Annotated in this window: 18 protein-coding genes; 11 read left to right on the top strand and 7 right to left on the bottom strand. The window is 63.3% G+C overall.

What is annotated here, in order from left to right; translation table 11 throughout:
* Positions 1-97 precede the first annotated feature (97 nt).
* Complete coding sequence (locus tag WYH_RS15795) at positions 98-937, top strand: HAD-IIA family hydrolase (protein ID WP_046904596.1); 840 nt, start codon at positions 98-100, stop codon at positions 935-937.
* Here the strand turns inward: WYH_RS15795 and WYH_RS15790 are convergent.
* A complete protein-coding gene (locus WYH_RS15790; protein ID WP_169780815.1) occupies positions 915-1,274 on the bottom strand; it encodes a c-type cytochrome in 360 nt (119 codons plus the stop codon). The two genes, WYH_RS15795 and WYH_RS15790, sit on opposite strands and share 23 nt — an antisense overlap.
* 178 nt (positions 1,275-1,452) lie before the next feature.
* Here WYH_RS15790 and WYH_RS15785 point away from each other — a divergent pair, with 178 nt between their 5' ends.
* The 8 genes from WYH_RS15785 (at position 1,453) to WYH_RS15750 (ending at position 10,418) form a co-directional block, all read left to right on the top strand.
* Entirely contained in the window at positions 1,453-1,776 is a 324-nt protein-coding gene (locus WYH_RS15785; RefSeq protein ID WP_046904595.1) for a GIY-YIG nuclease family protein, read from the top strand.
* A gap of 419 nt (positions 1,777-2,195) precedes the next feature.
* Positions 2,196-2,645, top strand: coding sequence for a methylmalonyl-CoA epimerase (gene mce, locus WYH_RS15780; protein WP_046904594.1), 450 nt, complete (start codon positions 2,196-2,198; stop codon positions 2,643-2,645).
* A gap of 16 nt (positions 2,646-2,661) precedes the next feature.
* Positions 2,662-4,794 (top strand): methylmalonyl-CoA mutase, encoded by a 2,133-nt coding sequence (gene scpA, locus WYH_RS15775; protein WP_046904593.1) that lies wholly within the window; start codon positions 2,662-2,664, stop codon positions 4,792-4,794.
* Positions 4,795-4,831: 37 nt separating this feature from the next.
* On the top strand, positions 4,832-5,644 hold the full coding sequence (locus WYH_RS15770) for a heme-dependent oxidative N-demethylase family protein (RefSeq protein ID WP_046904592.1): 813 nt from the start codon (positions 4,832-4,834) through the stop codon (positions 5,642-5,644).
* The gene (bioB, locus tag WYH_RS15765; RefSeq protein WP_046904591.1) at positions 5,641-6,651 is read left to right on the top strand and encodes a biotin synthase BioB; all 1,011 of its coding nucleotides are present in this window, start codon (positions 5,641-5,643) and stop codon (positions 6,649-6,651) included. Before WYH_RS15770 ends, bioB begins: the two co-directional genes overlap by 4 nt.
* Positions 6,648-7,049 (top strand): lysozyme inhibitor LprI family protein, encoded by a 402-nt coding sequence (locus tag WYH_RS15760; protein ID WP_046904590.1) that lies wholly within the window; start codon positions 6,648-6,650, stop codon positions 7,047-7,049. Before bioB ends, WYH_RS15760 begins: the two co-directional genes overlap by 4 nt.
* A gap of 41 nt (positions 7,050-7,090) precedes the next feature.
* Positions 7,091-8,377, top strand: a complete 1,287-nt coding sequence (locus tag WYH_RS15755) for an O-acetylhomoserine aminocarboxypropyltransferase (RefSeq protein ID WP_046904589.1) — start codon at positions 7,091-7,093, stop codon at positions 8,375-8,377.
* A 7-nt stretch (positions 8,378-8,384) separates the two neighbouring features.
* Positions 8,385-10,418 (top strand): acetyl-CoA carboxylase biotin carboxylase subunit, encoded by a 2,034-nt coding sequence (locus WYH_RS15750; RefSeq protein WP_046904588.1) that lies wholly within the window; start codon positions 8,385-8,387, stop codon positions 10,416-10,418.
* On the opposite strand, the gene WYH_RS15745 is transcribed toward WYH_RS15750, so the two are convergent.
* Positions 10,415-10,996: a nucleotidyltransferase family protein gene (locus tag WYH_RS15745; protein WP_046904587.1), complete on the bottom strand. Its 582-nt coding sequence runs from the start codon at positions 10,994-10,996 to the stop codon at positions 10,415-10,417. The two genes, WYH_RS15750 and WYH_RS15745, sit on opposite strands and share 4 nt — an antisense overlap.
* Entirely contained in the window at positions 10,989-11,849 is an 861-nt protein-coding gene (locus WYH_RS15740) for an XdhC family protein (RefSeq protein WP_169780813.1), read from the bottom strand. Before WYH_RS15740 ends, WYH_RS15745 begins: the two co-directional genes overlap by 8 nt.
* Positions 11,850-11,978: 129 nt before the next feature.
* Between WYH_RS15740 and WYH_RS15735 the strand changes: the two genes are divergently transcribed.
* Positions 11,979-12,956, top strand: a complete 978-nt coding sequence (locus WYH_RS15735; RefSeq protein WP_156320166.1) for a DUF8021 domain-containing protein — start codon at positions 11,979-11,981, stop codon at positions 12,954-12,956.
* A 63-nt stretch (positions 12,957-13,019) separates the two neighbouring features.
* Here WYH_RS15735 and WYH_RS15730 read toward each other — a convergent pair whose 3' ends face one another.
* Both WYH_RS15730 and WYH_RS15725 read right to left on the bottom strand, forming a co-directional pair.
* The gene (locus WYH_RS15730; protein ID WP_235979587.1) at positions 13,020-15,248 is read right to left on the bottom strand and encodes a xanthine dehydrogenase family protein molybdopterin-binding subunit; all 2,229 of its coding nucleotides are present in this window, start codon (positions 15,246-15,248) and stop codon (positions 13,020-13,022) included.
* Positions 15,241-15,714, bottom strand: coding sequence for a (2Fe-2S)-binding protein (locus WYH_RS15725; RefSeq protein WP_046904584.1), 474 nt, complete (start codon positions 15,712-15,714; stop codon positions 15,241-15,243). The genes WYH_RS15730 and WYH_RS15725 overlap by 8 nt, the downstream gene beginning before the upstream one ends.
* A gap of 190 nt (positions 15,715-15,904) precedes the next feature.
* Between WYH_RS15725 and WYH_RS17315 the strand changes: the two genes are divergently transcribed.
* A complete protein-coding gene (locus WYH_RS17315; protein WP_046904583.1) occupies positions 15,905-16,432 on the top strand; it encodes a MarR family winged helix-turn-helix transcriptional regulator in 528 nt (175 codons plus the stop codon).
* A 52-nt stretch (positions 16,433-16,484) separates the two neighbouring features.
* Here WYH_RS17315 and WYH_RS15715 read toward each other — a convergent pair whose 3' ends face one another.
* The gene (locus tag WYH_RS15715) at positions 16,485-18,581 is read right to left on the bottom strand and encodes a PQQ-dependent dehydrogenase, methanol/ethanol family (protein WP_156320165.1); all 2,097 of its coding nucleotides are present in this window, start codon (positions 18,579-18,581) and stop codon (positions 16,485-16,487) included.
* 1 nt (position 18,582) lies between these two features.
* Positions 18,583-19,368: a nuclear transport factor 2 family protein gene (locus tag WYH_RS15710; RefSeq protein WP_169780811.1), complete on the bottom strand. Its 786-nt coding sequence runs from the start codon at positions 19,366-19,368 to the stop codon at positions 18,583-18,585.
* Between the last annotated feature and the right edge of the window lie 67 nt (positions 19,369-19,435).

Below are 19,435 nucleotides of genomic sequence, written 5' to 3'. Positions count from 1 at the left end.
CCGCGCAGGCGGGGACCTCCCCCAGCCAGCGCGGCGCCTAACAGATTGAGGCCCCCGCCTGCGCGGGGGCTCACCGCGAAAGAATGGAACAGGCCGAATGAGTGACACCGCCCTTCCCCGCCAGCCGAAAGGCTTCATGTTCGATCTGGACGGGACGCTGATCCTGTCCAACCGCAAGCTGGGCAGTTACCAGGTGATCCCCGGCGCGGTGGATCTGCTACAGGCGCTGGAAGAGCGGGGTATTCCATATCTCGCCATGACCAATGGCAGCGCCTATCCCGCCCGCAAACAGGCCCCGCGCCTGCGTGAAGTGGGCCTGCCGATCCGGGACGAACGGCTGTTCACCCCCAATTCCGTGGCCGCCGGGGTGATGCTGGAACGGGCCTATTCCCGCGTCATGGTTCTGGGCACGGATGGCGTGGCGGAAGCGCTGACAGAACAGGGCGTGCATTGTTGCCTGCCGGGCGACGAAGCGGCGGCGGATGCCGATGCGGTCTATGTCGCCTGGCACCCGGATTGCACGATGGACCATATCCACGCCGCCTGCGGCCGCATCCTCGACGGCGCGCATTTTCTCACCGCGTCGGACGTGCCCTTCTTCGCGACCAAGGAAGGCCGCAGCTTCGGCTATAGCTGCGCCATCAACGGCGCCATCGCCCGCGTGACCGGCACAGAGCCGGAACCGACCGGAAAGCCCTCCACCGACGCCATGCGTTTCGTGGCGAAGCAATTGGGTCTGGACGTAGCCGATGTGGCCGTGGTGGGGGACGATGCCGTGGCCGAAATGCAGATGGCCCGCGCAGAGGGCGCGATGGGCATCGCCGTCACCAGCGGATCAACCAGCCGAGAGGATTGGGCCGCCCAGCCCCCCGAACGCAGCCCGCATCTGGTGATCGAGCATGTCGGGGAATTGCTTAGCGAGGGCTATCTGGGCTGAGTTCCTTCGCCCGCAGCGCATCGAAATAGGCGATCAGATTGGCGATATCGTCCTCTTCAAAGGTGAAGACGGGCATTTCCGCCGTGTGGCCCACCTGAATTCCCCGCTCGAACGATCCTTCCACCATCCAGTCCGGCAAACGGTGCGCCGCATGGCGAAGGCTCGGCGCATCAGGATTGGGCGAGACACCATCGTCAATCGCATGACAGCCGGCGCAATTCTGCTGCGCAAAGGCCCGACCTTCAGCCGCGCTTTCGGAGAGCGTGTTCGCTTCGCGATCGGTAACGCAAGCCGCCAGCAGCAGCGGAGTTGCAAGAACAAGCAGGCGCTTCAACACGATATGATCCCCTCTTCCGATCGGAGCGCAGTAGCGCAGCGGGGCCGATAGGCACAAGGCGGCTGAGATGGAAGGAGTTTTGGTTCTGGGTGTGTGCGGTGGGGTGAACGAGGCAGACGCCCCTCCCCGCTCATCCTGAGCCTGTCGAAGGATGCGCTCCCACGCTAGAGACTGCGCGATGGACTTCTACGCTTACCTCCTGCGTTGCAATGACGGGTCATATTACGCCGGCCACACGGACAATCTCGATCAGCGCATGGCGCAACACGGCTCGGGGTTGCTCGGCGGATATACCGCAGGTCGGCTACCGGTGACCCTCGTCTGGTCGGAGCGTTTCAGTAGCCGCGATGAAGCCTTCGCCGCCGAGCGTCGGATCAAGGGCTGGAGCCGGGCGAAAAAGGAAGCTCTGATTGCCGGGGATTGGGACGAATTGAAAAGGCTTGCCCGGAATCGGCAGGTTGACGCGGGGGTTGGCGCGCATCCTTCGACAGGCTCAGGATGAGCGGGTTTGTGCAGGGGATTTCATCCACGCCCGGCAGCACTCTACAAACTCAAGCTCGGCTTCCTCGTCGACGCTGGCTGAAAGAACATACCACCTGCCCGCTCATCCTGAGCCTGTTGAAGGATGCGCGCCGACACCCACCCCCGCGTCGCGCCCCTTTCCTACACGCCCCCGGAACTCCACAAACGCGCTGCTCTTTGCCATCGTCCACCCCCCTTTCGCACCGGAAAGCCTCCGCCTTTCCGGGCGACATAAGGCAGCCCCGAACCGCCGTGATTTTCCTGGCACAGGACTGTGTTCCAAGTGTTCCAGCCACGGGGAAATCCTCGCCTTGTCAGTCATTTCACCCGATCCGGCGGGCGGGCGTTTCCATTTGCCCGCCCAGCCCGTAAAGTCGTGGGACCATTGGGAGAATTGCGATGAAACTGGGGCCGCTGAACCATGTCGGCGTGGCGACGCCGTCGATTGACGAGGCCGTGACCTTCTGGCGCGAAACCATGTGCGCCAGCGTGATCCACGAACCGTTCGACATGCCCGAACAGGGTGTGCGCGTGTGCTTTGTCGATACGCCCAATTCGCAGATCGAATTGCTGGAACCGCTGGGCGCGGATTCGCCGATTGCCGGATTCCTGGAAAAGAACCCGCAGGGCGGGCAGCATCATCTCTGTTTCGAAGTGCCCGATATCGAAGCCGCGCGCAGCCGGTTCGAGGAACTGGGCAAGCGCATACTCGGGCCCACGCGGATCGGGGCGCATGGCACGCCGATCTTCTTCCTCCACCCCAAGGATATGGGCGGCATCCTGACCGAGATCATGGAAACACCTGAAAAACCCGCCGACGAAACCGGCAAATTCGCCTGGGCGCAATAAGGGACCGGCCATTTCCATGACAGACAAGACCGACTGGCAAGCAAAGGCCGCGAAGGAACTGAAGGGCAGAGACGTGACCTGGCACACGCCGGAAGGCATCGACGTGCAGCCGCTCTACACGGCGCAAGATGCACCTTCGGATGGGCCGGGAATGCCGGGCATGCCGCCCTTCACCCGTGGCCCCTATGCCAGCATGTATACCGGCCGGCCGTGGACCATCCGGCAATATGCGGGCTTCTCCACCGCGGAGGAAAGCAACGCCTTCTATCGCCGCAATCTGGCCGCCGGGCAGAAGGGGCTTTCGGTCGCCTTCGATCTGGCCACCCATCGCGGTTACGATTCCGATCATCCGCGCGTGGTCGGCGATGTCGGCATGGCGGGCGTCGCCATCGACACGGTGGAAGACATGCAGATCCTGTTCGACGGCATCCCGCTCGACCAGATGAGCGTGTCCATGACCATGAACGGCGCGGTCATCCCGGTCATGGCGTTCTATATCGTGGCAGCGGAAAAGCAGGGCGTCGGCCAGGACCGGCTGAGCGGAACCATCCAGAACGACATCCTGAAGGAGTTCATGGTCCGCAACACCTATATCTATCCGCCGGAACCCAGCATGCGGATCGTGGGCGATATTATCGCCTATACGAGCGAGCACATGCCGCGCTTCAATTCGATTTCGATCAGCGGCTATCACATGCACGAAGCCGGGGCGACTGCCGTGCAGGAACTGGCCTTTACCATTGCCGATGGGAAGGAATATGCGAAGCGGGCCATGGCAGCCGGGCTGGCGCTGGACAGTTTCGCGCCGCGCCTGTCCTTCTTCTTCGGCATCGGCATGAACTTCTTCATGGAAGTGGCCAAGCTGCGCGCCGCCCGCACATTATGGTACCGGGTGATGGACGATCTTGGCGCGCAGAATGACAAGTCCAAAGTGCTGCGGACCCATTGCCAGACCAGCGGTGTCAGCCTGCAGGAACAGGATCCCTACAATAATGTGATCCGCACCACGGTGGAGGCGATGGCCGCCGTGCTGGGCGGCACGCAAAGCCTGCACACCAATGCGCTGGACGAAGCGCTGGCCCTGCCCACGGACTTCTCCGCCCGCATCGCCCGCAACACGCAATTGGTGCTGCAGGAAGAAACCGGCATCACCAATGTGATCGATCCGCTGGGCGGCAGTTACTATGTCGAGGCGCTGACTGCCCGGCTGGTGGAGGAAGCGGAAAAGCTGATCGCCCGCGTCGATGAAATGGGCGGCATGACCGAAGCCGTGGCCAGCGGAATGCCCAAGCGCCTGATCGAGGAAGCCGCCGCCGCGAAACAGGCCCGCGTGGATCGCGGAGAGGACGTGGTGATCGGCGTCAACAAATATGCCGTCGATGAAAGTTCCCCCATCGATACGCTGGCAGTGGATAATCACAAGGTCCGCAAGGGGCAGATCGCGCGGATAGAAAAGGCCCGCTCCACCCGCGACGAAGCGGCCTGCCGCGCGGCGCTGGAGGCGCTGAGCGAAGGCGCGGGATCCGGCGGCAATCTCCTCGCCCTGGCAGTGGAATGCGCGCGGCAGGATGCGACCCTGGGCGAAATCTCCGCCGCGATGGAAAAAGTGTTCGGTCGCCACGATGCCTCCCCCACGCCGGTCCGGGGCGTCTATGGCCCGGCCTATGCAGGCGATGCCCGCTATGCACAGGTGACGCAGGGCGTGGAGGCCGTCAGCCACCGGCTGGGCCGCAAGCCGAAGATCCTGATCGCCAAGATGGGTCAGGACGGGCACGATCGCGGCGCGAATGTGATCGCCAGCGCCTTCGCCGATATGGGGTTCGACGTGGTTTCCGGCCCGCTGTTCCAGACGCCGGAAGAAACCGCGCAAATGGCACTGGCGGAAGGGGTGGATGCCGTGGGCGCCAGCTCGCTCGCCGCCGGGCACAAGACGCTGATCCCCGAACTGATCGGCCATCTGCGCAAGGCCGGGCGCGGCGATATCAAGGTGGTGGCAGGCGGCGTGATCCCGCCGCAGGATTACGACTTCCTGCGCGAAGCCGGGGTGCAGGGGATTTACGGGCCGGGTTCCAATGTCGTGGAATGCGCGGCGGATATGCTTCGCCTGCTCGGCCACAATATGCCACCGTTGGAAGAGGCGGCGGAATGATCAGCACTCTCCCCTCGTCATCGACGGAATAGGGACGATGGCCGGTCTCGGCTTCTCGGTCGAAGAGCTGCTTCCCCGCGCACGCGGCGGCGGGCCGCTGAAGATCGGCCTCGCCAAGCTGACCGAAGACGAATGGCTGCAACAAGCGCCCGATCTGGCAGCGCGCAAGGCGGCCTTCGATGACCATCCCGATAGCGTCCAGCTAACGCCGGAGGCCGAGGCACCGGGCCGCGAACTGGCGGCCATGCTCGCCCTCAGCGGTGGGCTGGAGAGCGCCGCCCGCGCGCATCACGAGGATATGTGCCTGCTCACCCGCGCCGAGAGCGAGGATATCTACCGCCTGATCGGCGCGGCGGTGGCCTATCCCACGGACTGGCACCCGGCGGACAAGATCGGCCTGCCGCTCACCGCGCTGCACGGCCCGATCCACGGCTATGCGGATCAGCTCGCCAGCGGGGTCGATCGCTTCATGGCGAAGCTGAAGCCCGGCGCGATCTATGGCCGCTGCAACTGGTTCGTCAGCCCGACAGCGGCGCTGCGCTGGATCGAAACCCGCCCACCCGAACAGGCATTTGCCCATGTCTCGCCGGATAATGCCGGTGAAACTTTGTTCATCCGATCCGAACGGCAGACCCTGCGCCGCCTGCCGGAAAGCGGCGCGATCCTGTTCACGATCGGCGTCTATGTCGCTCCGCTCGGCACGCTGTCCCCGGCAAATATCGGACGGATGGCAGGGGCACTGGCCACTCTGCCGCCGGAGGAAGCAAAGCGGCGCAGCGCGGAGTATTTCGCGCCCGCTTTACAAGCCTTTGCTCAGGCCCATGGCAGCGCTATCGGGGAAGCCGCATGATTGACATTCGCAATGACTGGACCCGCGAGGAAATCGCGGAAATCTTCGCCCTCCCCTTTACCGAGCTGGTGTTTCGCGCGGCCGAAACCCATCGCCGCCATCACCCGGCGGACGAGGTGCAGCTCTGCACCCTGCTGTCGATCAAGACCGGCGGCTGCCAGGAAGATTGCGGCTATTGTTCTCAAAGCGTCCATGCCGATAGCGGCGTGAAAGCAACCAAGCTGATGGACGCGCAGGAAGTGCTGCAACGCGCGGCGCAGGCCAAGGATGCCGGCAGCCAGCGTTTCTGCATGGGCGCCGCATGGCGCAATCCGAAAGACCGCGACATGCCCAGGATCGTGGAGATCGTGAAAGGCGTGCGGGAAATGGGCCTGGAAACCTGCATGACATTGGGCATGCTGACGCCAAAACAGGCGGAAATGCTGGCCGAGGCAGGGCTGGATTACTACAACCACAATATCGACAGCAGCCCCGAATATTACGAACGGGTGATTTCCACCCGCAGCATGGATGACCGGCTGGATACGCTGGGCAATGTCCGCGCGGCGGGGATCAATGTCTGTTCGGGTGGGATTGTCGGCATGGGCGAAACGCGGGAGGATCGCGTCGGCTTCATCCACACGCTCGCCACGCTGGAACGCCACCCGGAAAGCGTGCCGGTCAATGCGCTGGTGCCGGTGAAGGGCACGGCGCTGGGCGATATGCTGGCGGATACGCCGCTCGCCCGGATCGACGATATCGAGTTCATCCGCACCGTGGCAACCGCGCGCATCTGTATGCCGATGAGCATGGTGCGCCTGTCCGCCGGGCGCGAGAGCATGAGCGAGGCGACGCAGGCCCTGTGCTTCCTGGCCGGGGCGAACAGCATCTTCACCGGCGATAAATTGCTGACAGCGCCCAATGCCGGGGATGACGAAGACGCCGTCCTGCTGGCGCGGCTGGGCATGAAGGCAATGGAAGGCGAAGAACCGATGCGCGCCGCCTGTGAACGGGAGCCAGCGGAATGATTATCCTACCCCTGCTTGCCGCCGCCGCCCAGGCGGCCACGCCCAATCCCGAGTGGAATTGCGATGACCCGGTCCAGCAGCAGGAAATGAACTGGTGCGCCCAGCAGGATTTCCTCGCCGCGGACGAAGCGCTCAACACGCAATGGGATGCCACCGCATCGCGGATGAAGCAGCGGGACATGGTCTATGACACCAGCCATGACGGCAGGCCCGGCTATTTCGAACAATTGCTGGAAGCGCAGCGCGCCTGGCTGAAATATCGCGATGCACATTGCGCCACGGACGGCTATCTCGCACGCGGCGGATCGCTGGAGCCGTTGCTGGTGGCGACCTGCAAGACCGCGCTGACAAAGACGCGTATCGAAGAATTGCATGATATCGAGGTTTGGCCCGAATAGGGCCGCCATTGGCGCAACATTGCCGATTGGGAGAGAGACGAATGAGCGAGACCGAACAGCACAATATCGAAACCATGGCGATCCACGCGGGGACCGCGCCCGATCCGACGACCAAGGCACGGATCACGCCGATCTACCAGACGGCCAGCTATGTGTTCGACGATGTGGACCATGCCGCCCGCCTGTTCGGCCTGCAGGAATTCGGGAATATCTACACCCGCATCATGAACCCCACCAATGGCGCGCTGGAAGGCAAGATCGCGGCCATGGAAGGCGGCGCGGCCGCGCTGGGCGTGGCATCGGGCCATGCGGCGCAGTTCATCGTCTTTCACACGCTGATGGAACCGGGCTGCGAAATCGTTGCCGCCAAAAAGCTCTACGGCGGCTCACTCAACCAGCTGGGCCAGAGCTTCCTGAAAATGGACTGGCACACCAAATTCGTCGATGCGGATAATCCGGCGGAAGTTGCCGCCGCCATTACCGACAAGACCCGCGCCGTCTTTATCGAAAGCCTCGCCAATCCGGGCGGCGTGGTGCAGGATATCGAAGCTATCGCCAAGGTCGCGCATGATGCGGGCGTGCCGCTGGTGGTGGACAACACGCTGGCCACGCCAATGCTGTGCCGCCCGATCGAACATGGCGCCGATATCGTCGTCCATTCGGCAACCAAGTTCCTGAATGGCCATGGCAATTCCATTGGCGGGCTGATCGTGGATTCCGGCAAATTCGACTGGGGGGCGAGCGACAAGTTCCCGACCATGACCCAGCCCAACGCATCCTATCACGGCGCGGTCTTTACCGAAGCGGTCGGCCCGATCGCCTTCATCATCGCCTGCCGCGTGCTGGGCCTGCGCGATCTTGGCCCGGCCATGGCGCCGATGAACGCCTTCCTTGCCCTGACCGGCATGGAGACGCTGCCGCTGCGGATGGAACGGCATTGCAGCAATGCCCTCGCCCTGGCGCAATGGCTGCAAGATCATCCGAAAGTGGACTGGGTTTCCTATGCGGGTCTTGCCGACAATCCCTATCACGCGCTGGCTCAGAAATATCTCGGCGGCAAAGGCGGCGCGGTGTTCACCTTCGGCCTGAAGGGCGGATATGATGCGGGTGTGAAGCTGGTTTCGTCCGTCAAATTGTTCAGCCACCTCGCCAATATCGGCGATACACGCTCGCTGATCATCCACCCGGCCAGCACCACCCATAGCCAGCTGGAGGGCGAGGAACTGGTGCAGGCCGGTGCCGGGCCGGACGTGATGCGCGTCTCTGTCGGCATCGAACATATCGACGATATCATCGCCGATATGGCGCAGGCGCTGGATCAGGTCTGACCGCGGCGTGTTCTCCAAGATCCTCATCGCCAACCGTGGTGAAATCGCCTGCCGCGTGATCCGCACGGCGCGGCGGATGGGCATTGCCACGGTGGCGGTCTATTCCGATGCAGACGCGCGCAGCCCGCATGTCGCGCTGGCGGATGAGGCGGTGCATATCGGCCCCGCCCCCGCCGCCGAAAGCTATCTGCTGCCGGAAAAGATCATCGCCGCCTGCAAGCAGACCGGGGCCGAGGCCGTGCATCCCGGCTATGGCTTCCTGTCCGAACGGGCGAGCTTCGTGGAAGCGCTGGCGGCGGAAGGCATCGCCTTTATCGGCCCACCGGCCAAGGCGATCGCCGCCATGGGCGACAAGATCGAAAGCAAGAAGCTGGCGGCCGAAGCGGGCGTGAATGTGGTTCCCGGTTCGGAAGGTGCGATTGCCGATACGGAACAGGCCCTGCGAGAAGCGAACCGTATCGGTTATCCGGTGATAATGAAGGCCAGTGCCGGCGGCGGCGGCAAGGGCATGCGGCTGGCCTGGAACGACACGGATGTGCGCGAAGGCTTCGAAGCGACGCAGCGCGAAGGCTTGAACAGTTTCGGCGATGACCGCGTCTTCATCGAGAAATTCATCGAGAGCCCGCGCCATATCGAAATTCAGGTGCTGGGGGATCAGCACGGCAATATCGTCTATCTCAACGAACGCGAATGTTCGATCCAGCGCCGCCACCAGAAGGTAGTGGAAGAAGCGCCCTCCCCCTTCGTGACGCCGGAGATGCGGCGCAAGATGGGCGAACAGGCCGTCGCGCTGGCCCGCGCAGTCGGCTATTTCTCGGCCGGGACGGTGGAACTGATCGTCAGCGGGGCGGACCCGACGGGGGAGAGTTTCTACTTCCTTGAAATGAACACCCGCCTGCAGGTCGAACATCCGGTGACGGAAGCGATCACCGGCGTGGATCTGGTGGAACAGATGATCCGCGTGGCCGCGGGCGAGAAACTGCCATTCGCGCAGGGCGATATCGGCATCAATGGCTGGGCGATCGAGAACCGGATCTATGCCGAAGATCCCTATCGCGGTTTCCTGCCCAGCATCGGCCGGCTGGTGCGCTATGCCCCGCCCCCTGCCGAATTGCGGCAGGCGCCCTTTGCCGAACCTGCCGAAGAGGGCGCGCCGGACGGCCCCTATGTCCGCGTGGATGATGGTGTGGCCGAAGGCGGCGAAGTGTCGATCTTCTATGACCCGATGATCGCCAAGCTGATCACATGGGGCGAAACGCGTGACGAGGCGGCGGATCTGCAGGTGCAGGCGCTGGACGCGTTCCGGATCGAGGGGCCAGGCCACAATGTCGATTTCCTGTCCGCCCTGATGCAACACCCGCGGTTCCGCGCCGGGGAACTGACCACGGGCTTCATTGCGGAGGAATATCCGGACGGCTTCACCGGCGCACCGGCATCGGATCAGCTTTCCCGCCAGCTTGCCGCGATTGCCGGCGTGATTGCCACAGTGCGCGCGGACCGCGCCCGCCGCATCAGCGGGCAGCTGGACGGCAGCCCCCATCCGCCCTTCGCATGGCGCGTGCAGCGGGGCGATGCGTCATGGGATGTCGCCATCACGGAGGAGGATATCCTCGTCGACGGCGAAGCGATCGACATCTCGATGGAATATACGCCTGGGGACTGGCTGGTCAGCGCCCGGTTCGGAGAGGAAGATCTGACCGCGCAGGTGCAGCCCGGCCTGCTGGGCCTGACGCTGACCGCGCGCGGTGCGAAGCACAAACTGACCGTGCTGCCCACGCGCATGTCCGAACTGGCCGATCACATGATCGAGAAGGTGCCGCCGGATCTCTCCCGCTTCCTCATATGTCCGATGCCGGGCCTGCTGGTGCGCCTGCATGTGGCGGAAGGGGAACAGGTGGAACCGGGCCAGCCACTCGCCACGATAGAGGCGATGAAGATGGAGAATATCCTCCGCGCGGAGAAAAGCGGCACCGTGTCCTCCATCTCGGCCGCGGAGGGTGACAGTCTCGCCGCCGACACGGTCATCATGGAACTGGATTAGCGGCTCAGCTCCGCCTCCGCCCGTGCAAGGTCAGCGGGCCGGTCAATATCCAGCAAGGCAGATTCCGGGGGATCGAGCAGCGTCAATTCGTCCAGTCCGGCCAGCAACGAAGCAGCGCCGCGATCTCCGCCAAGCTGGGCCAGTTGCGGCAGGAGAGAAGCAGGAAACAGCGCGGGCACGCCCGGCCGGCCTGTTTCATGGCGTATTGCGGCAGGCGCATTGGCGCCGGCCAGCCCCGCAATCAGGCCTGGCGGGACCAGCGGCATATCCGCCAGCAGGACCAGCATGGGCGCATCATCCCGGCGGCTGAGTGCATCTCGGGCAGCCAGGGCGAGCGAGGTGCCAAGCCCCGCTTCCGGTTGCGGATTGACCAGCAAGCGCCACCCCGGCGCGGCTCGTGCAAAGGCGGGAACATCCGGCCCGACCACTATGGCACCCGGCGCCAGCCCGGCCTCCGCCACGGCATCCAGCACCCATTGCCCCAGCCTCTTGCCCGCGCATGGTGCATCCAGCTTGCCACCGCCAAAACGTGTCGCCCGCCCCGCGGCAAGCACCACGACATGCGGCTTCTCAGCCATGCGGGTGCAGCGCCTCATATTCGCCGACGACCTGCGCCAGCACGGAAAGAGCCAGTACCGAAGGCTCCCGGCTGCGCGGGATCAGGCCGATCGGGCTGCTGATCCGCTGCAATTGATCTTCCGCCACACCAGCGGCACGAAGGCCGTTCATCCGATTGTTGCGTGCCTCTGCACCGCCCTGCGCGCCGATATGGAAAGCGGGGGTCTGCAGCGCCCATTGCAGCAGCGCCTGTTCCCATTCGTGATCGTGAAACAGCAGGATCACTGCTGTCCATTCATCGATTTCCTCACCCTGTGGCGCCTTGCCCAGCGATAGGGCCGACGGATCATCCTTGCGCCGCGCCGAAACTTCGATCCCGGCCGCCCCTGCCAGCTGCGCCAGCTCTTCCAGCTCCGGACCTTCGCCGAACAGGGCCAGTCGCATCGGAGGGATATAGCGCCTTTCGCGCAGAAGCCCCTGCCCCGCATCCAGATCCAGCGTGGCCGGCCTGCGCAGGTCGAGATGGTTCACCGCTTGCCGGCAGGCCCGATGATCGGGCTGCGGGTCGATCAGAATGTCCAGGCCACTGCCGCAAGGCAGGCGGAAATCTATGATTGGCGATCCCGCGCCAAAGCGCTTGACCACGGCGCCCTGTCCGCGTGCCCGTTCGATCTCGCTCGCCAGCTGTTTTTCCAGGCAACCATCGGCAAGGCTGCCGGTGATCCCGCCATCCGGATGCACGGCAAGCTGGGCGCCAAGGCGGCGGGAGAAACTGCCTTCGATGCCGACAATGGTGCAAAGCCCCGTTCCCGGTTCACATGCGGCGCGCAAGGCGGCGCGGTCATCACTGCGGCTCGGTCTTTGTGCTGTCATCATCGCGCCCAGACATAATGTGCTTCACGCCGATAGCCAGCATTGCCCGCTTGCCTGGAAGAGGCCGCCCACCATAGGATCAGCCCATGAGAGCCCGAAAAGCGGCTCCGGAAGGGAGAGGGGATTGCCATGAAGACTTGTAACTTGTTCACCGCTGCCGCGCTGATCGCGCTGGCCACTCCTGCCGCAGCGCAGGCGCAGGACTGCGACCGTGATTGCCTGATCGGCCTGGCAGATGATTATGTTGCCGCACTGGTCGCCCATGATCCATCCGCCGTGCCGCTTTCCGGCAATGTGACCATGGTAGAAAACATCCAGACGATCGCGCCGGGCGATGGCTTGTGGAACTCGCTGGCCAGGGGACCGGATGGCAGTTTCACCATCCATGTGGCGGATCCCGTGTCCGAACAGGTCGGCATCATGACAATGGTGACGGATAGCGACAACGAACCGGCCCTGATTGGCATACGCTTGAAATGGGAAGACGGTGCAATCACCGAGGCGGAACATATGGTCACGCGGGACCTCAGCCCTGTGGCGCTTGGCAATCTGCAGGTGCTGCGCCCGGCCATCATGCAGGAAGTGCCAGAGGCATATGCCGATTCCCGCAGCCGGATGATCTGGCTGGGCAAGAGCTATTACGACGCGCTGGACAACAACAATTCCCGGCATTCGGCGATGGCGGATGATTGCGAAAGGCGCGAAAACGGCTTCCAGACTGCCCGCAATCCCATGGTTCGCCCCACGCCAGAAGGTCCGTCAAACGGACAGCGCGATCCGATCTTCGCCTATCTGGGCGGCCTTGGCTGCGCGGCCCAGATGGACACGAATATGTGGGAATATATCACCAGTATCGACAACCGCCGGGTGGAGATCGCCGATCCTGTGACGGGTCTGGTCTGGGGCGTCAGCCATTTCCGCCATGCTTTTGACAAGAAGGACTTCGATCTGGTGGGCGTGCCCTGGGCGGACAGCCGGCACCTTGATTTCCAGCCCTTCGATATGCCGGCGATCCATATCTACAAGATATGGGGCGGTCAGATCCACGAGATAGAAGCGATGGGCTTCACCACCGCATACAGGGCGCCGCTCGTTTTCGCGGATTGACGCGGGGCTTTTCAGGAACGGACTTTCCGGGGCGGGTACATGGCCCGCCCCGGCCTCTCCAACTCAGACCAGAGCCTTGCCGTCAATCGGCAGGCTGCGCACGCGCTTGCCCGTCAGGGCCGCCAACGCGTTTACCAGCGCGGGAATGACCGGCGGCAGGGCAGGTTCACCCAGCCCCGTCGGCGAATAATCGGTCTTGATGAATTCCACCTCGATATTCGGCGTTACCGGCATACGCGGAACCGGATAATCGTGGAAATTGGACTGCACGGTGGCGCCGCCTTCGATCTCGACCGCCAGCGACATGGCCTGGCCGATACCGTCGATGATTGCGCCTTCCACCTGGTTCAACGCGCCGAACGGATTGATGATGTGGCTGCCCACATCGCCTGCCGCCCAGACATTGTGCACGGTAATCTGGCCGCGATCCGAAATGCTGGCTTCCACCACTTCAGCGAAATAGCCCATATGGCTGAAATAGAAGCCGAAGCCCTTGGCCCGCCCTTCAGCCGAAGGTGTGCCCCAGGCGCCCATCTGCATGGATTTTTCGATCACTGCCTTGGCGCGCGCCGGTTTGAAACCCGGCTGCATCCCGACAAAACCCTGCGTATCGGGGAACGGGCCGCGGGTGGACAGCAATTCCAGCATCAGGTTCGGCAGGTCGGAACCCTGTTCCTGCGCCACTTCATCCAGGAACGACTGGGTCACGAAGCTGAGCGCATTGGAGGATGGCGCCCGCAACGCCCCCATCGGCACGGCCGATTTCAGCTTGCTCTGCGCATAACGCAGATTGGGCACGAATTTCGCCGGGAAGATGTCCGGCGCCATGGCGGCCGGATTATAGGCGCCGTCGCCCAGATCGAAGGTGATGAAATGATCGTCAAAGCCGGTCAGCTTGCCGTTTTCATCCAGCGATGCACGCAGCCGGTGCCAGCCTGCCGGACGATAGAAGTCGCTGCGGACATCGTCCTCGCGGCTCCATATCAGCTGCACGGGCGTGCCCGGCATCTTCCTGGCGATGGCGGCGGACTGGTGCATGTAATCATTGGTAAGACGTCGGCCGAAACCGCCGCCCATACGGGTGACATGCACCGTCACCTGTTCGGGCTTGAGGCCCAGCATCTGCGCCACGCCCTGCTGCCCGCCCTGCGGGGTCTGGGAGGGCGCCCACATTTCGATCGAACCGTCATCCTTGCACAATGCGGTGCAATTCTGCGGCTCCATCGGCACATGGGCCAGGAAGGGATAGGAATATTCCGCTTCGAGGATCTTGGCCGCGGAGGCGAAGGCGGCGTCCACGTCCCCTTCGGAAGAGAACACTTCCTCCGGCTTGCCCGCCGCCATCAATTCGCGCGCCTTCTTGTCATAACCGGCGCTGGAATGGCTGGCCCATTCGCCATTATCCCATTCGATTTCCAGCTTTTCGCGCGCCTTGTTGGCGATCCACCAGTTCTTGGCGATGATCGCCACGCCGTCCACCAGCTGTTCGGCATTGCCATTGCCTTCCACCACGAAGGCATCGATCACGCCCGGCTGCGCCTTCACGGCGTCCAGCCTGGCCGAAACCAGCTTCGCCCCGAATACCGGCGAGCGTTCATAAGCCGCATAGACGAGGCCCGGCAGCTGCGTATCGACACCGAATATCGGTTCGCCCCTCACGATCCGGGGGCTGTCGATCCCGCCGATCGCGCGGCCGATGATCTTGAAATCCTGCGGGTCCTTCAGCGGCACCTTCGCAATATCTGGCACGGCCACCTTGGCCGCTTCACTCGCCAGTTCGCCATAGGTCAGCGAACGGCCGGACGCGGGGTCCACCACCGTTCCAAGCCTGGTCTGCAGTTTGGCGCTATCGACACCCCAGCGGCGCGATGCAGCTTCCAGCAGCATCTGCCGCCCGGCTGCGCCGACCTGGCGCATGGGCATCCAGTTCATCGGTGTCGAAAAACTGCCGCCGGCCATCTGCGGGCCGTATTTCGCCATATCGGCATCGGCCTGCACGATCCGGACCTGATCCCAATCGGCGTCCAGTTCCTCTGCCACCAGCATCGGCAGCGAAGTCTTGATGCCCTGCCCGATTTCCGGATTCTTGCCGACGATCGTGATCGTATTGTCCGGCGCGATGGTGATGAAGGCGTTCAGCATCGCCTCTGCCGGTTCGGCGCCGGCCGCCGCGCGGGCAACCATCGGAATGCTCGCCGTCAGCGTCAGCCCGCCGCCGGCAAGGGCGCCGGCCTTGAGCAATGTCCGGCGGCTAAGTTGCGGGGAAGCAGCCTTTTCCATCAGGTCAGACATTGGCCGTGTCCTTCTTTTCCGCGACCTGGGCGATCGCATCGCGAATGCGGGTATAGCAGGCGCAGCGGCAGATATTGCCCTGCATCGCCGCATCGATCTGGCGCGCGCTGGGCTGCGGATTGCGATCGAGCAGCGCCGTCGCGCTCATCAACTGGCCGGCCTGGCAATAGCCGCATTGCATCACGTCCTCATCGAGCCATGCCTGCTGCAGGGCCTGGCCGGTTTCGGTTTCGGCCAGCGCCTCGATCGTGGAAACCCTGGATTCGCCCACAGCGCTGACGGGGAAGGAACAGGACCGCTGGGCCTGGCCATCGATATGCACGGTGCAGGCACCGCACAGGCCGACGCCGCAGCCGAATTTCGTGCCAACCATGTTCAGTTCATTCCGGAGCACCCACAAAAGCGGCATTTCGCCGGGTACATCCACTTCATGTTCGACACCATTGATCGAGAGCCGATAGGCCATTCGAACCTCCAATTGATCCTTCCCCGATCACCGGGCGGCACATCTGCGGCGCGCCTGCCTGTACGAGGGTAAAAAATACGCGCGTGAAAAGACTTGCAGCCGGGCGAGTTTACCTTTCTGGCACGCGGCTGCAATACACTTTGATGGCCGCAATTGGTATCGGCCGTTCGGTGGACAGTTCGAGGTAATCATGACGACGGCGAAGGCGGGCAGCGGCCCGGCATCGAAGCGGGGCGGCAAGTCCAGTTTCCAGATCTATGAAAACGGCGGATCGACGGATGAAATCCGCCTGACCATACAACTCGTGATCGTTGCGCGCCGATGGCGCTCGCTGATGGATGAACGCCTGCGGGCAATCGGGCAGAGCTCTGCCCGGATGGAAGCCATGTCGGCGATCATGAATTCACCCGAACTCAGCGCGCAGGTGGATATTGCCAAGAGATTGCGGATCGAAGGGCCGACCATGACCCGCATGATCGACACGCTGGAGAAAGACGGCCTGGTGGAACGCCTGCCCGATCCCACCGACCGCCGAAGCAAGAAATTGCGCCTGACGCCGGAAGGCAAGACCGTGCTTTCCGACATCTTCGACATTGCCGACGAAATGCGCGAACGCCTGCTTCAGGGATTGCCGCAGCAGACGGTGGACGAGCTGAACGACGTGCTCAAAATCCTGTCCGATCGTCTCGACAAGGGCCTGCCCGCGGTCGAAGGCTGACCCTTCGCCAATTGCCCGACCGTGCCGCGTCACCGGCCGGGCCGCGGCAATTTTATTCGCCCCAATCCTCGTTGGCGCGCGCGATCAGATAGGCGTGGATGGCATCCGCCTCTTCCTCGTCGATCAGGTCGGCGAAGGAAGCCATGCCCTTGTCCAGATAGAGCCCTTCCAGCACGATCTGCCTGAACTTCTCATGCGCTTCGGCGCTCATATGCCGGAGGTCTTTGACCCCGCCCACGGCATTGTCGCCATGGCATTGCGAACAGGTATCGGCATAAAGCTTCGCCCCGCGCTGGACCACGGCTTCGCTCGCGCGGAGCGGCGGTGGCGGCGGCACGGGTTCCTGCGCCGCAAGCGGCGGCAATTGCGCGCTTCCGCCCAGCTTGAATACAAGCAGGCGCGCGGGCGAGCGCGGCAATTCGATGCCTGCCCCACGCTCTATCTGCGCGGCGCCGCCGCCCCAGCCAGCATTGATGGCGATATATTGTTCGCCATCCAGTTCATATGTGATGCCGCCCGCCACCGGGGCGCTCTGTGTCGGAAACTCCCATAATTGCTCGCCCGTATTCGCGTCGAAGGCAGCGAAGGTCTGCTTCGTTGTCCCTTCAAAGACGAGATCGGAAGCGGTCACGAACACGCCGCCATTGCCGTGGCGGGGCAGATCAACCTTCCAGGCGATTTCCTGCTTCACCGGATCATAGGCGACCAGGAAGGCCTGTTCGTCCTTGTCCCCTTCCTTCTGCAGGGCCAGCGTCCGGTCGATCTGATGCGGGCCATACCCGCCCCAACCGGAATTGGACCGGAAAGGCTTGGCCTTGAAATCGGGATCCAGCGCATAGGTCCGCCCCGATTGATAGGCCGGAAAATAGGCCAGCTTCGTGCGCGGGCTATAGGCCATGGGGAACCAGTTATGCGCCCCGCCCGGCCCCGGATAGACCAGCACCGGATCGGTGCCATAACGGACTTCCGGGTTGACGATCATCCGGCCCGTTTCCGGGTCCGGCCCGCTGGACCAGTTGACCTTCACATAGCTTTCAGCGCTGATCAGTTCGCCCGTCTTGCGGTCCAGCACATAATAGAACCCGTTCTTGGGCGCCTGCATGATGACCTGGCGCTGCTTGCCATCGATTTCCAGATCGGCGCTGACGATGGAACTGGTGCAGGTGTAATCCCAGTCTTCCCCTGGAACCATCTGATAGTGCCAGGCATATTCGCCGGTTTCGGCATGAAGGGCCACGATCGAACAGAGGAACAGATTGTCCCCCTTGTTCTCGCTGCGGTGATAGCGTGACAAGGGCGAACCATTGCCGGTGCCGACGAATACCAGCTTGTTTTCCGGGTCATAGGCGATGGAATCCCAGGCATTGGCGCCGCCGCCCAGTTCCCAGTACTTGTCCCCGAACCAGGTCTTGCGGATCATCTCCATGATCGGGTCCGACGCTTCGCCATCGGGGCCGTCCGCCGGATTGCCCGGGGCGAGATAGAATTTCCAGAGCTTCTCCCCGGTATCGGCGTCCAGGGCGATCACGAAACCGCGCACGCCGAAATCGCCGCCAGACTGGCCGATAACCACCTTGCCATCGAACACACGCGGCGCGCCGGTGATCGTATAGGCATATTTTTCATTATCGAAGGTCCGGGTGGACCAGACCTGTTCGCCAGTCTTCCTGTCCAGGCCGATCAGCCGCCCGTCCAAAGTGGCGATGATGATCTTGTCATTCCACATGGCCAGCCCGCGCGACACGGGTTCGCAGCAGGCATAACGGCCCATCTCACGCGGCACTTCGGGGTCAAAGGTCCACAGCCGTTCCCCCGTCTTCGCGTCATAGGCGATGGTGATGTTGAAGGGCAGGATGTTGTAGAGCACGCCATCGGAATAAAGCGGCGTCGCCTCCACCCCGCGATAAGTATCGAGATCGTCATACCAGGCCAGGCCCAGTTCCCCGACATTGGACGCATCGATCTGCGTCAGCGGGCTGTATCGCTGCGCGGAATAGGTTCGCCCGTCGCTAAGCCATTCGCCTGCGGCGGGATCGGACAGCGGATCCGCATCGCCTGCCAGGGCGGAACAACCAGCAAGGGCGAACGCGCAGAGCGGCGCGAAAATTGCTCCGGCAAAAGCGGATGCGCGTTTTCGGAACAGCATCATCTCAATTCCTCGGGGCTTCGGCGATCGGCTGCGTCCCGTCAGCCAGCCGGCCCACGGTCAGCGATTGCGCCTGTTCCGGCGTGCCGGGCGGCCGGTGATAGGCGCCAACCTGGCCCGCGTCGGTGACAAAGCTCTCCCCCGTGACCGGGTTGGGATAGTGGAAGGGCACGATGTAATAGGCGGGATAGGTCAGATAGACCGTGCTGGGCGGCAGGTCCGGCGGCGGATCGAACTTGTCCGGCCAGGTGTTGTTGAGCGCGTTTTTACCCCAGCCCTCCCAATTGGTGTACATGGTGAAGGGCCCGGTCAGGCGGCTGATTTTCCAGACGCCGTCTTCCTTCACGAACTGGTCTTCATATAGCGGCAGGCCCCAGCCGCCATTGCTCATCACATAGGCGCGGGACCGGATCCAGCCGGTCTTGCCATCGGGCGAGACATCCGGGATCGGCTGGAACTGCATGTGATTGACCAGCAGGCCCGGCTTCGCGCCATCAGGGCCGAAAGCGGTCTGCATATATTCGAGCACGCGGTCCTTGCCGATGAAGATGCCCTTGCCGCCGATCTCCAGCGTCGCATCTTCGGCAAACAATTCGGAAAGCCGGGTCCACTGCCCCTTGTCCACGAAATAGCCATAGGTCCGCTGCACCCGCTCGATCTGGTTGAGATCTTCCAGCCGGGTGATCCGCGCATCAAGATCGTCCAGCCGTTCTTCAGCAGTCTGGGAGATGGCTGGCGCGGGCAGAACAGCGGCAAGCGGCAACAGCCCGCCCAGAAAGCTCCGCCGCACAAACCCCCAACCCGCCCGTCTCGAGCCGGTCGAAGGACGAGCGGAGGCAATGCGAAGGGCCTTGGGA

It is taken from the genome of Croceibacterium atlanticum, from assembly GCF_001008165.2.
In the GTDB taxonomy this organism is placed as follows: Bacteria; Pseudomonadota; Alphaproteobacteria; order Sphingomonadales; family Sphingomonadaceae; genus Croceibacterium_C; species Croceibacterium_C atlanticum.
This window is presented reverse-complemented; position numbering and strand designations above follow the sequence as displayed.